We start from the raw sequence: 15,222 nt of genomic DNA, 5'->3' as shown, positions 1-15,222 counted from the left end.
GAATTTCCTGCCCTGAGATCCTTTCAACCTCCTCCGACCATGAAACGAAGTGCCTCTGTTATCTCCAAATCCGCCATTGCCCTTGGTGGGCTGATGCTGCTCTTGCTGTTCTTTGTGCTCATTCGCGGGCAAAAACCGCAGGATCTGGGGGTCAAGCCGCCAGCGGAGGCCGTTGCAGGTGCCGAAAAAGCGGCGGTGGCACCACCTGCCTCCCTTTCAGGCTCCGGAGGCGGCGGAAAGCCTTCCGAAGCATTGGAGGCAGGCCAGAACGATGGCCAGCACAACTCACGGGGAGGTGCTCATCCCGTCGCAGCCAAGATGGACGACCGCTACGCCAAAGCCCCGGTGCTGGCGGAGCGGGAGGAGAAGGCGGAGTTTGGAGGCAGGCCGGTGATCCGCCGCCTGCGCCTCGTGCGGGATGACACGTTCAAGTACCCGCTGCTGAGGGTGGAGGATGACTTCATCGAGGAGGGCGGCGTGCGCGAACTGGTGAACCAGACGGCGATGGTGGCTGATCATGTGATGGTGACGGTGAAGGATGCTAAAACGAACGGTGCCGCCCTGGAGGAGCAGTTGAAGGCCCTGGGGGCGACGGTGCGCCGGAAGATGCCTGCCTCCGGGGTGTGGCTGGTGGCGTATCCTGACCCCGACCTGGACACGGTGACGAGGGCGCGGGAGGCCTTGGGCCGGCTCGAGGGGCTGATTCGATATACAGATATGGACTTCATCGCCCACGCTTCGGTGGTGCCAAACGACACCAGCTTTGGCAACCTGTGGGGCATGCACAACACGGGACAGGCGGGCGGCACGGTGGACGCGGACATCGACGCGCCGGAGGCCTGGGACATGCACACGGGCAGTGCCACGGTGAAGGTGGGGGTGATAGACACTGGCATTGACCACACGCATCCCGACCTGGCGGCCAACATGTGGACCAACCCGAATGAAATCGCCGGAAACGGGATCGATGACGACGGCAACGGGTTCATTGATGACACCCTTGGCTGGGATTTTGTGAACAATGACAACAATGCGATGGACGACCAGTATCACGGCACGCATTGCGCGGGCACGATCGGTGGCGCGGGGAACAACGGCCAGGGGGTGGCAGGGGTGTGCTGGACGGTTTCCCTGATTCCGCTGAAGTTCCTGAACTCGGGTGGCAGCGGGGCCATCTCGGACGCGGCGGAGGCGGTGGCCTATGGGACGAGCATCGGGGTGCATTTGACCTCGAACTCCTGGGGAGGCGGTGGCTACAACCAGGCATTCAAAGATGCTTTGGATGCGTCTCACGCGGCGGGCATCCTGTTTGTGGCGGCGGCGGGGAACAGTAACTCGAACAACGATCTGGGTGGCTTTTACCCTTCGAATTACGATTCGCCGTGCGTTGTCGCGGTGGCATCCACGACGCGTACGGACGACAAATCATCCTTTTCCAGTTATGGCCTTACCACGGTGGACCTCGGGGCGCCGGGCAGCGAGATCTACAGTGCGCAGCCCGCCGGATTATACCAGAATCTGAGCGGCACCTCAATGGCCACGCCGCATGTCTCGGGGGCTTGTGCGCTGCTCAAGGCGTTCAAACCTTCCCTCACCCACCTTGAGATCAAGGACGTCATCATGGCCTCGGTGGATGTGACGCCCGCGATGACCGGCATCACCGTGACCGGCGGCAGGCTGAACGTACACAAGGCGCTTTTGATGCTGGATGATCTGACTGTCTCTCCCAGCGTGATCATGGCGGCAAAAGGCCCTGCTGGCGGTCCTTTCACTCCCACCCTGCAAACCTACACGCTCACCAACACGGATGCGACCACGCCGCTGAGCTGGACGGCGGCGCCGGGGGCCTCCTGGATCAGTGTCTCCCCTGCGGAGGGCTCGCTGGCGGCTGGAGCCTCGACGACGGTCTCGCTCACCTTCAATGACACGGTGAATGCTCTCCCGGCGGCGGTGCATGCGGGCTCGGCCGTTTTCACGAACACGACCAGCGGCGTTTCTTTCACCCGCGGCGTGAGCCTGGCGGTGGGGCAGGTGGATCACTTCACGGAGCTGTTTACCTCCAACAATGACACGGACAATCAGAGCTGGCTCTTCACGCCGGATGGCTCCGACAGCTTTTACTCCGTTCTGCGCAGCACCGGCGTGACCACATTTCCGACAGATCCGACGGGTGGCACGAATTTGACGCTGTTTGACAATGACCTCGCCACGGTCACGCCTTCGGGGGGGCAGACGGTGAGCCTGTATGGCACGCCGTATTCGTCATTCTTCGTCGGCAGCAATGGAAACCTGATGTTTGGCACGAGCGACACGCTTTCCGCCGAGTCGCTGGTAAATCACTTTGCCCGGCCACGGGTCTCGGCGCTTTTTGATGATCTCAATCCAGCCAGTGGAGGTGGCACGGTCTCCTGGCGGCAGCTCGGTGATCGTGTGGCGGTGACCTACCAGGGCATTCCGCAGGCTGCCGGGACCGACTCGAACAATTTCCAGATCGAGCTTTTCACGGACGGAAGAATCCGCATCACCTGCCTTGGCATTGCGGCCACGGACGGCTTGATCGGCCTCTCGCGTGGTCTGGGGGTGCCGGGAGGCTTTGTGACCAGTGATTTCAACAGCTATCCGACCACGCCGCCACCTCCGGTGCTTCGTATGACGGTGCCAGGCTCAGTGACAGAAGGCGCGGGCGTGCTCGCAGGGCAGGGGACTGTGACCCTGCCTGCTGCGGCCGTGGCAGACACGGTGGTCAGCTTGAGTTCGTCAAACCCCGGCGAGGCAACGGTGCCAGCCTCCGTGACGGTGCTGTCAGGGCAGACGAGCGCGATCTTTGACGTCACCGTGATCGATGACGCGGTGCAGGACGGAACTCGCGTGGCGGTGATCTCAGCGAGCAGCGCAGGATACGCCAGTGCAGGGGGAGCCATGGCGGTGCAGGATAACGACGGCACGGCGGTGATCACTCTCACCACGCCTGCCAGTGCCGCCGAGGGAGTCGGCTCGGTCCAGGGCACCGTGTCTCTCAGCATCACGCCAACGGTTGCTGTGACAGTGGGGCTTTCCAGCAGTGAACCCACGGCCGTGATGGTGCCGGGTGGTGTGGTGATCCCCGCCGGGCAATCCTCCGCGACGTTTGCGATCCAGATCGTCAATGACACGAAAATCGACGGCCTGCAAAGCGCCACCATCAGCGCCAGCGTGGCTGGCTGGACGGGGGACACGGCGGACATGGATGTGCTCGACAATGAGAACACCAATCTCGCCATCAGCCTGCCTGCCACGGTCACGGAGGGCGGTTCCGGCACGGCGACAGTCTCCATTTCAGGAACCCTGCCCGCGCCGCTGGTCGTGACACCCGTGTCAGATACCACCGCACGTCTTACCGTGCCGGCCACGGTGACCATCCCCGCCGGATCGACCTCCGCCACCTTCACGCTCACCGCGCCGAACAACACCCTCACGGATGGCAGTGCCATCGTGAATGTGGCCGTGGGCGCATCCGGGTTCACGGGTGCCAATGCGAACACGATCGTGCTGGACAATGATCTGCATCATTTTGTCTGGAATGCCATCGGCACGACTCAGACGCGTGGTGTTCCCTTCAGCGTGACCATCACGGCGAAGGACGTGAATGAGGTCACCATCGCCAGCTACACCTCACCGGCGACGCTTTCCGCCGCAGGCACCGGCGGTGCATTGACGATCACGCCCACCACGACCGGAGCGTTTACGTCCGGTGTATGGACGGGGAATGTCACGGTGAACACCTTTGACCCTGCCGCGGTGCTGACAGCGACGAATGCCGGGAAAACCGGCGCGAGCAATGCGTTCAATGTCACGACAGGCTCGCTTGCCAGCTTTGCCTGGGACACGCAGGCAAGCCGCAGCCGAGGAGCGAATGTCGATGCCACCGTGACCGCTCGTGATGCGGGCGGTAACACGGTGACAAGCTATAGCGGGACAGCCAATTTGAGCGGTTATGTGGCGAATGCGGCCCATCCGGGCATTGTGATCACCGAGGTGAACCCGGACACGCCCGATGCGGTGGAGTTCACCAACATCGGCGGCAGCACGGTGAACATCGGCGGCTGGACGCTGCATTTTTATGATTATGACACCGGGGGGACGAGTTCAAAAAGCATGACGATTCCTGCGGGTGCCAGTTGCGCACCAGGACAGATTTTTCGTGTGACGGAGTACGGGACGGCACCAGGCACTTTCCCGAACTTCAACGCTGGGGTGAATCTGAACTGGACGACCGGGCCGGGCTCGCCCATCGCCGTGCTGGTGCGGGATGCCTCGGGCAATCTGGTGGATTTCATGTCTGCTGACGCATTGCTGGCTTCTGCGATTACTTCACCGGTGACAATCCCGGCGGAGCATTGGACGGGTGCCTCCATCACCCCGCCGAGCAGCAGCCTGCACACCTATCTGCGAACGGGTGGTGTGGACAGCCAAACTGCGGCAGATTGGACGAAAAACAACAACAGCATCGGCACGGTGAACAGCGGCCTCGTGTTGCCTTTCCCGGCAGCGGTGTTCCCCGTCAGCATCACGCCGACCGCGTCCGGCAGCTTCGCGGCGGGCGTCTGGTCTGGCAGCATGACGGTGCTACAGACGGCCTCCCAGATGCGTTTTCGGGCCGAAAGCGGGACTTCGTCGGGTGTCAGCAATCCGTTTGATGTGACCGGCACGATGAACCTGACGCTGCCACCGAGCGCGGCGGAGGGGGATGCGCCGGTCACGGCCACACTTTCGGTCTCGCATCCGCCTGCCGGGCTACTGGTCTTTACCCTGTCCAGCAGCGATCCCACGGCGGCGACGGTGCCTGCGACGGTCACACTGCCCGCCGGCGGGACGAGCGTGACCTTTCCTGTGACGGTCGTGGATGATGCCGCGATTGATGGCAGCCAGGTGACCACGATCACCGCGCAGCTTCCCGGATGGGTGAATGCCACTGGCAGCCTCAGCGTGCTCGACAACGAGACACTCTCGCTGGCATTGTTTTTGCCCGGAACCATCACTGAGGGATCGACCGTCACGGGCACCGTATCCGCCTCGGGTGCCGTGGCTGCGGACCTGGTGGTGACGCTCAACTCCGACACCGTCTCCCGCCTCACCGTGCCCGCCACGGTGACCATCGCCAGCGGCACTTCTTCGACGACGTTTAACGCGGTGGCGGTGGAGAATTCGCTTTCCGATGGTTCGGCCTCAGTCTCGGTCTCGGCCAGTGCAGCGGGGTATGCGGGGGCTGGCACGACGGTCTCGGTCAGCGACAATGATGTGCATCACTTCGGCTTCGCGGCGATTTCGTCCCCCCAGACGAAAGGTGTGCCGTTCAATGTGTCGGTCACGGCCTACGATCTGGCAAACAATGTGCTGACCAGCTATAGCGCTGCGCCAGCCGTGACGGCGGCGGGCACTGGCGGCGGCGTGGTGATCTCTCCCACGAATGTGAACGGCTTCATCAACGGAGTCTGGTCAGGCCAGGTGACAGCTTTCAACACAGACACCAGCGTGGTGCTCTCCGTGAATGACGGCGTGGGGCATGCGGGGGACAGCGCCGCCTTTGATGTGGTGAATCCCACCAGCGTGCTGACCGTCGTCGAACCGATGACACCGCAGACTTTGCAGCCCGGGCAGAGTCCGCGTGCGCAACTCGTGGTGGGGCCGGACGGAGCTTTGTATGGCACGACGGTTTCCGGCGGGGCCAGCAATCAGGGGGCCATCTTCAAGATCACCACCGCAGGCGTGGTGACGACGCTGGCAAACTTCTATGGCTACAACGGCATGGCACCGAATGCCGGGCTCATCCTGGCCAGTGACGGCAATTTCTACGGCACCACGACCTCCGGCGGCGCAAACAATCTTGGGACCGTGTTCCGCATGACGCCATCAGGCACGCTGACCACGCTGGCTCATCTCACCACGGCGACGGGCACTGCTCCGCGGGCACCGTTAATCCAGGCGCTCGACGGGCATTTCTACGGCACCACGTCAGCGAACGGAACCGGCAGCGGAACGATCTTCCGCATGACATCCTCCGGCGTGATCACTGTGCTGGTGAATTTTTCCGGCACCTCGGGTTCCTTCCTGGGTTCCTCCTGCCAGGCCGGGCTCATCCAGGCCGCTGATGGCAACCTCTACGGCGTGACATCCACCGGTGGCAATGGCGGCGGCTTCGGCACCATCTTCAAGGTGACCACGAGCGGCACATTCACCTCCTTGAAAAGCTTCACGGGCACCACCGGGGCCACGCTGGGTTCAGCGCCGCTCGCCGCGCTCGTGCAGGCATCGGATGGTGCGCTTTATGGAACGACCAATGTGGGCGGGGCTGGCAATTTCGGGACCGTCTTCAAAGTCACCACCGCCGGCACCTTCACGAGCCTGCTCAGCTTCACCGGGACCACCGGGGCCAATCTGGGCACCAATCCTCAAAGCGCTCTCGTGCAGTGGGCCACGGACGGGGCGCTCTACGGCATGACCAACACGGGCGGCACGAACAACGTCGGCACGCTTTTCAAGGTGACGACCGCCGGGGTGCTCACCACGATCCGCAGTCTCTCCTCCACGGCTGATGGAGCGAGTCCGTTCGGGGCGTTCACGCTGCACAGTGACGGCAGCTTTTATGCGACCTGCAACGGCGGGGGCAGTTCACAGGTCCGCGGCTCGGTGATCAAGCTTACTCCTTCCACTGGCACGCCTGTCTTCAGCCGCATTTACAGCTTCTTCATCAGCCCGCCGATGTTCCGCAATACGATCCTCGGCAGCGATGATAACTTTTATGCGGGTCAGTCTTTCGGTGCCGCGGGACTGGGTGCCCTGGTCAAGATGACGCCAGCGGGCACGCTCAGCCAGTTGACCAGTTTCACCTCAAACCACTTTGCAGGGCCTTACCTCCTCCAGGGCAGCGATGGCAATCTCTATGGCTCCATGCCGACGGAGACCTCTTTCGGGCAAATCTTCCAGATCGACCCCTCCGGCACCAAGACGGTGCTTGCCACGCTCACGAGCACCACAGGCTTGTTCCCGGGATCGACCATCATTCACGGCATGATCCAGGCCAGCGATTCAGACCTCTTCGGGGTCACTTCCAGCGGCGGAACGGGCGGGGGGAATGGTACGGTCTTCAAAATCACCACAGGAGGGATTTTCACCTCCCTCGTGTCCTTCACTGGCACCACCGGGGCGGTGCCGGGGGCCTCACCGCAGACGCGGCTTGTCGAGGATGGCAGTGGTGATCTCTGGGGCACGACCCAAAACGGTGGCACGGGCGGTTTTGGAACGGTGTTCAAAATTTCAAAGAGCGGCACATTCACCAATCTGGTTCAATTTACCGGCACGACGGGTGCTTATCTCGGCAGCAGTCCGAACTCAAACCTGTTGCTCGCCAGCGACGGGAATTTCTACGGCACCACCACGGGGGGTGGTACCGGTTCTGGCACCGTTTACCGCGTGGCACCCGATGGCACCTTTACCTCGCTGGTGACCTTCACCGGCAGTGGCGGAGCCTTCCCCGGCTCTACGCCGAGCACGAGTCTGGTGCAGGGTAGTGATGGGCATCTTTACGGGACCACGACAGGAGGCGGCACCGGGTCGGGCACGGTTTACCGGGTGGCCTTGCCATCGGGCACCTTCACCTCGCTCGTGCAGTTCACTGGAAACGCGGGGGCTTCTCCAGGAGCCACCCCGCATGCGACTCTCCGGGAAGCGCCAGACGGCTATTTTTACGGCACGACCAGTTCTGGAGGCTTCTTCGGCCTTGGCACGGTATTCCGCGTAAACGCCTCCGGCTCCTTCCAGAGTCTGTATGCCTTTGGCACGAACAATGACGGTGGATCGCCCAATCTGAATGGCAGCAGTTCCTTCTCAGATGCGCTCCGGCTGCTTATCGGAGCGGATGGCTACTTGTACGGTGGCAATGGCTCGACGATCTTCCGCGTGCATCAGCAGCCTGCCATCCAGGCCGTCTCAGTCAGTGGATTGGCCGCCACCTCGGCCACGCTGAACGGGACCGTGCTGCCAAACCAGGATGCCGCCAGTGTGTACTTCCAGTACGGCCTCTCGTCGTCGTTTGGATCGCAGACGGCACCGCAGAACATTGCCGCAGGTTCGGTGCCGGTGGCCGTCAATGCGGGCCTGACCGGTCTCCAATCAGGGGCGGTTTACTATTGGCGCATGGTCACGGTGACGTCGCAGGGCGCCTTCTACTCGGCGGTGCAGTCCTTTGCCACGCCAGGGGCTCCGCTGGCGATCACCGGTTCGTGGGTGAACGCAGGCCAGACGAGCATCACGCTCGATGGCACGGTCAATCCGCTAGGAAGCAGCGCGGATTGGTATTTTGAATACGGCACCACCACGGCTTACGGCTCGCAGACGGCCACGCAGAATGCAGGCGGTGGCGTCACCAATGTGGCGGTGAACTCGACGATCACCGGCCTGCTGCCTGGCACCACCTACCATGTGCGGCTGGTGGCCACGAATGCCACGGGCACCACGCAGGGAGATGCCCAGGTCATCACCACGCTTCCGGTGTCCACGACGGTGCTCCAGCCCCAGGCCCAGTTCATCAACACCGGCACCGCGCCGCTGGCCGGGCTCTACAAAGCACCAGATGGTCAGCTCTATGGCACCACGAACTCAGGTGGCACTTACGGCAGCGCAGGAACCATTTTCCGTGTCTCGCAGGGTGGTTCACTAACCACTCTGGCAAACCTTTACAGCATTGGAAACGGGTTCGGCGGCGGCAGTCTGCCGCAGTGCAGGCTGGTGCAGGCTGGAGACGGCAACTTCTACGGCGCCACCAACGACGGCGGCACCACTTCCAATTACGGCACGGTCTTCCGCTTGACGCCTGATGGCCAGGTGACGGTGGTTGTGAGGTTTAACAATACCGGCATCCCACGCGGGGCAGACCCTTCCTGTGGTCTCACGCTGGGCCCGGATGGCAGTTTGTATGGGGTGACGCAGGGTGGAGGCAGCAGTTCCTCCGGCACGGTGTTCAAGGTGACGACCTCCGGCGTGCTCACCACCCTGGTCAACTTCACCGGGACGACCGGCACGGCTTTGGGCTCCAGCCCACGGGCCAGTCTCGTGCTCGCCAATGACGGGAACTTCTATGGAACCACGGCCACAGGAGGTGCTGGAGGCTTTGGCACCATTTTCCGGCTCACCCCTGCCGGAGCCCTCACCACCTTGGTACAGTTCACGGGCACCACGGGAACCTTCCCGGGCACGACGCCCACCGGAAGCCTGGTTCAAGGCGCTGACGGCCATCTTTACGGCACCACCGCCACGGGTGGGGCGAACAATCTCGGAACGGTGTTCCGTGTCACTTTGGGCGCGGGCTTTACCTCGCTGGTTTCCTTCAGCGGCACGACGGGTTCTGCCTTGGGCAGCAGCCCGAAAGGGGCGCTCCTACAGCTCGCGGATGGCACGCTCTACGGCACCACACAAACGGGAGGAGCAAACAACCTCGGCACCGTCTTCTCCATCACCCCCGAAGGCCTGCTGACGACCTTAATCAGCTTCACCGGCAGCACCGGCACGCTTTTGGGATCGAGTCCTCAGGGTGAACTGGTCGAAGGAACCGACGGTGCCTTGTATGGCACCACCAATGGCGGGGGCCTGAACAACAACGGCACGATCTTCAAAATCACTCCGCAGGGACTTTTCACCACCCTCGTCAATCTCAGTGCCGCGCCCAATCTCGGCCGCCTGGCCCAGGGTGGCGATGGCAGGTTCTTTGGTGCCATGGTGGGTGGTGGTGGTGCATTGGGAGTCGGCACTTTGCAGGCCGGACTGCCTGGTGAGGCACCTGCCCGCCTCGCCACGCTGAGTCCCGTTTCCGGCACCACGGCTCTGAATGCCCGTGCCGGCCTTCTCGCCGGACCTGACGGCAACTTCTACGGCACCACCGCCGCAGGTGGTGCGATCAACCTCGGGTCTGTCTTCAAGCTCACTCCTGCGGGTGTCCTGACGACCCTCATCAGCTTCACGGGGAACTCCGGGGCCAATCCCGGCTCTGGTCCGCAGGCACCGCTCATCTTGGGAGCTGATGGAAATTACCTCGGCACGACCAGTACAGGGGGCACAGGAGGTTTGGGAACCGTTTTCCGGATGACTCCTGCCGGAGTGCAAACCACGCTGATCAACTTCACCGGCACGACCGGGGCCAATTTGGGCTCCAGCCCGCAGGCACCGCTGCTGCTCGCATCGGATGGCAACTATTACGGCACGACCACCGCAGGCGGCTCCACGGGGTTCGGCACGTTCTTCCGCCTCACCCCGGCAGGCGGATTGACCACGCTGGCGACCTTCTCCGGCACGCTTGGCACCACGCTCGGCAGCAGCCCGTCCGGCCTCCTGGTTCAGGGGGCGGATGGGGCGATCTACGGCACCACGAACGCGGGAGGACTTTCGAGCGTCGGCACCGTGTTTCGGATCACCACCGCAGGGGGGCTCACGACGCTTGCCAGCTTTACGGGCAATACGGGCGATCAGCCCGGCTCCGGCCCGGTGGGTGGTTTGCAGGCTGCACCGGATGGCTGTTTCTATGGTGTGACCTCGGCTGGAGGTGCCTACGGTCTGGGCACCGTGTTCCGCGTCGCTCCCGATGGCTCGGTGACCTCGTCGTACGCCTTCAGCGGCCGTCAGGACGGGGTCTCTCCGGCGCAGGGCCTCGCTTTGGGAGCCGATGGTTATCTCTACGGTGGCAATGGCACCACCTTCTTCCGCCTGCGCCAGCCGCCGGTGGTGCTCGCCTCACCGGCCGGCCTGATCACGGAATCCACAGCCACCTTGAACGGCTCGATCACCGGGGAAACGCACAGTGGCACGGTGCAGTTCGAGTATGGAGAAACGTCTGCCTATGGGAACAGCACCCCGGCGGTGAACTTCAGCTCTGGCACAGCGGCCGAAACGGTCTTCGCACCCTTGGTGGACCTTCAGCCTTATCAGACCTACCACTACCGCCTCGTCGCCACGACAGCCGCCGGGGTGTTTGCCAGCCCGAACCGGACTTTCACGACTTCTTCCAATGCCACGTTTGACACCCCGGACGATGTCCCTGTGGTCAGCGATGGCTTTGACGCCTCCGGCCGGCCCCTCAGCCTCACGCTTGGCTTTGCACCCACACAGGGGGCCGTTCTCACCTTGGTGAACAACACGGGCTTCACGCCCGTCCGGGGTGCCTTTGGCGGTCTGCCGGAGGGGGGCACCGTCAGCGTCAGCTTTGGTGGCCAGTCGTATCTTTTCCAGATCACTTACGCGGGCGGGGACGGCAATGACATCACTCTCGAGCTCGTCACCCAGTCAATCATCTTCCCACCCATCCCGGCGAAACGCACCACAGACGCTCCCTTTGCCCTCAATGCCACGGCCAGCAGCGGTCTGCCGGTCAGTTACGAGATCACCGCAGGTGCTGCCTCGGCCACTTTGTCAGGAAACACGGTTACGTTGACCGGCACGCCCGGCACGGTAACGATTCGAGCCTCGCAAACTGGCGATGGAAGTGCCTACGGACCTGCCAAACCGGTCACGCAGACATTTGTGGCGCTCTCTACCCCTGCCTACACGCAGATCAGCAGCAGCAAAGGCCCCAGCTCGGTCATCGCCCTTCGGGCGGATGGCACCCTCTGGGCCTGGGGTGAAAACATTGACGGTCAGCTCGGTCTTGGCAACACATCCACCCAGTGGGTGCCGGTGCAGGTCGGAACCGCCACAGATTGGGTCCAAGTCAGCAACGGCGGCTACCACAGCGTGGCGGTGCGCAGCAATGGCACCCTCTGGGCTGCTGGTGACAACTTTTATGGTCAGATCGGTGACGGAACCACGACGGACCGCACCTCGTTCGTCCAGATCGGCACCGCCACGGACTGGCAGATGGCCGTGGCGGGGCTTTACCATAGCCTCGCCATCAAAACAGACGGAACTCTGTGGGCCTGGGGACGCAACGGTGACGGCCAGCTGGGCCAGGGAACCACAGGCACCACGGCCAACAGCTCCCCGCTCCAGGTCGGGACCTTGAACACTTGGTCTGCCGTCGCCGCTGGTGCCTACCATAGCCTCGCTCGCAGACAGGACGGCACCTTCTGGGCCTTTGGAGACAATGGCTCTGGCCAGATCGGCAATGGCAGCACCACCGATGCCACCTCCCCGGTGCAGATCACGGCCATGGCCAACTGCACCAACTTTACCGCTGGCTACTATTTCTCTGCCGCCATCCGTGCTGACGGCACTCTTTGGGCCTGGGGAAGCAACGCTTACGGCCAGATCGGAGACGGCACGCTGCTCAACCGCACCTCCCCCGTCCAAGTGGGCTCCGCCACGAACTGGCAGCAGGTGCGTGCCGGTGCCGATCATGTGCTGGCCGTGCGCACCGGCGGCACCCTCTGGGCTTGGGGACGTAATCTCAACGGCCAGCTCGGCCAGGGTTACAATCAGACAACCATCGCAGGCAATGTGCCCGTGCAGGTCGGTGCCGCGGATGGCTGGCAGATCATCGCTCCCGGGCAGTCCGCCAATGTCGCTATGAAGGCTGATGGCACGCTCTGGAGCTGGGGAGATAATTCGAGCGGCCAGCTCGGCTACCGCGGGCATCTTCTCAAACCGGTGGCGGTGCAGTTCGGCCCGGTGGCCGATGCGGCGGTCGGGGATGGTCATGGTGTCATCATGCGACCAGACGGCACCCTGTGGACCTTTGGTAACAATGGCAACGGCCAGCTTGGAAATGGTTTGAGTGATTCAGCCCAGCGCCCGGTTCCCTTCCAGCCCCAGCCTGGCACCCAATGGCTCAGCATGGCCGCAGGTGGATTCCACACCGCCGCCGTTCGAACGGATGGCACGCTATGGACCTGGGGCTACAACTTTTACGGCCAGTTGGGCGATGGCACCACAGACCAGCGAAACGCGCCGGTACAGGTGGGCAATGGGACGACCTGGCTGAAAGTCTCCACCGGGCGCTACCATACGATTGCAATGCGTGCGGATGGCACCTTGTGGGCCTGGGGTTATAATTTCGACGGCCAAATGGGCAATGGCGTGGCCAGTTCCGCGAATCAGCTCCTCCCTGCACAGGTCGGTACCGCCGCCGACTGGGCTGATGTCGTCAGTGGGGCCTATCACATCCTTGCCCGCAAGCAGGATGGCACCCTTTGGGCCTGGGGATACAATTTCTACGGCCAGCTCGGTGATGGTACCACCACCAGCCGGTTCACCCCGGTCCAAATTGGCACCACCACCACATGGGCCAAGGTTTCCGCTGGTGGCTACCATAACATCGCAACCCGGACTGATGGCACGCTCTGGGTCTGGGGCCGCAACTCATCCGGCCAGCTCGGCGATGGCTCGTTCACCAACCGGACCGCTCCGGTGCAACTCGCCCCAGGCACCTACTGGCAGGAGGTGAACGCAGGTCTGCTTCACACCGTCGCCATCCGCGCGGACCGCACCCTCTGGAGCTGGGGCTACAATTTCTACGGCCAGCTCGGCGACGGGGGCACCAGCAGCCGCAACACGCCCTTCCAGCTCGGCACGGCCGATGGCTGGGGCCGCGCTTTCGCCAGCAACTACAGCACCCTCGTTTCCTCATCGGATGGCTCTCTCTGGAGCTGTGGGTTTGGCCCGCGTGGCGGCATCGGCCTTGCCTGGCGGGATGCCTTCACTCCTGGCCTCGTGCTTCCCGGCCTCGCCCCGGTGCAGACGGTCGATTTCCCGGGTCCGGGGGATACGCCTGTGGGAGATGCCGTCGTCCTCGGAGCCACCTCCAGCAGCGGACTTCCTGTCAGCTACATCGTCGATGGACCGGCCACGCTCAATGGCAGCCGCGTCACTGTCACAGGACCTGGGGTGATCACCCTGTATGCCTGGCAGCCTGGCGATGACTACCATCAGTCCTCGCAGATGGTGGTCCGTTACCTCAATGCCCCCGCGCCCGTGGTCACCACCCTCGCTGCCACCGCCATCGGGACCACCACCGCCACGCTCAACGGCATCGTGAATCCCAACGGCACGCTGACCAGCGCGAGCTTCCAGCATGGGGTCACCAATGCCTACGGCACCACAACCGCGGTAACCCTTGCCCCCGCCTATGGCAGCACGGCGCAAAACGTCAGCGTCACGCTCACCGGGCTCCTTCCCGGCACCACCTACCATTTCCGCCTCACCGGAACCAATCCTGGCGGTGATACAAATGGTGCCAGCCTCACCTTTAGCACCATCAGCACGGATGCCACGCTCTCGGGGCTTTCCGTCAGTCCCGGCGCGGTCTATCCAGCCTTCGCCAGCACCACGTTCAATATCACTGCCGGCGTGCCGAATGCCGCCACCTCCTTCACGGTCACGCCGGTCACCTCGCATCCCACGGCCAGCGTCATGGTCAATGGCACGCCAGTTGCATCGGGTGCCGCCAGTGATCCGATCGCCTTCCCTGGAGCCACCGCCACCGTGAATCTCCTCGTCACCGCAGGTGATGGCACCACCACGCAGGCCTACACCATCGCGGTCAGCCGTTACGCACCCTTCGGTGAATGGAGCTCTGGATCCGGCATGACCGGCGGCAACACCGGCCCCACCGACGACTATGACGGCGACGGCATCTCGAACCTCCTCGAATATGCCCTCGGAGCCAGCCCCACCACCGCCACGAACTCCCTCCTCCCTGCCACCACCAGCGCCACCAATCCCTCGGACGGCGAGCACTACCTCACCATCAGCTACCGCCGTCGCATGATTCCAGGCACGCTCACCTACCAGCTCCAGCGTTCTACCACCCTCGCCAGTTGGGAGGATATTCCCGGCGTCAGCCTGGAGCAGATCGGCCCGCCCGCGCCCACCGGCGATGGCATCACCGAGGTCGTGACCTTCCGTGTGCATCCCTCGATGGAAGACTCCACCACGCCTGGTTTCATCCGCCTCCGCGTGACCGACAACTGATCTTGCGCAGCGCCGCCGCCGCTAAACCCGGCGCATGCTTCTCCGTATCCTCATCTGGCTCATCGCCCTCGCCCCGCTCGCGTGGTGACTGGATCGTGAGCAAAGCGCCGGCCGCGTTCAGAAGGTGGACGAGTTGTTCCTCGACTTCCTCGTGGCGAACTCGCGTGAAAAGCTCACCACGCCTGATCCGTCCGCAAAGAAGGACGAGGTTTTGCTCGTCCGCCTTGATCCCGCCGAGCGTGACGAATACGCCGGCTGGCCTGCGCAACCCATCGACTGGCAGATGATCCTCAA

1 protein-coding gene is annotated in these 15,222 nt (G+C 63.2%); it reads left to right on the top strand.

Annotation, left to right across the window (positions count from 1 at the left end):
- Nucleotides 1-39: 39 nt before the first annotated feature.
- Nucleotides 40-14,928 carry a choice-of-anchor tandem repeat GloVer-containing protein gene (locus IAE77_RS21195; protein WP_294231109.1) on the top strand — a complete coding sequence of 4,963 codons (14,889 nt, stop codon included), beginning with the start codon at nt 40-42 and terminating at the stop codon, nt 14,926-14,928.
- Nucleotides 14,929-15,222 lie beyond the last annotated feature (294 nt).

This window comes from Prosthecobacter sp. (genome assembly GCF_014879935.1).
Lineage (GTDB): Bacteria > Verrucomicrobiota > Verrucomicrobiia > Verrucomicrobiales > Verrucomicrobiaceae > Prosthecobacter.
This window is presented reverse-complemented; position numbering and strand designations above follow the sequence as displayed.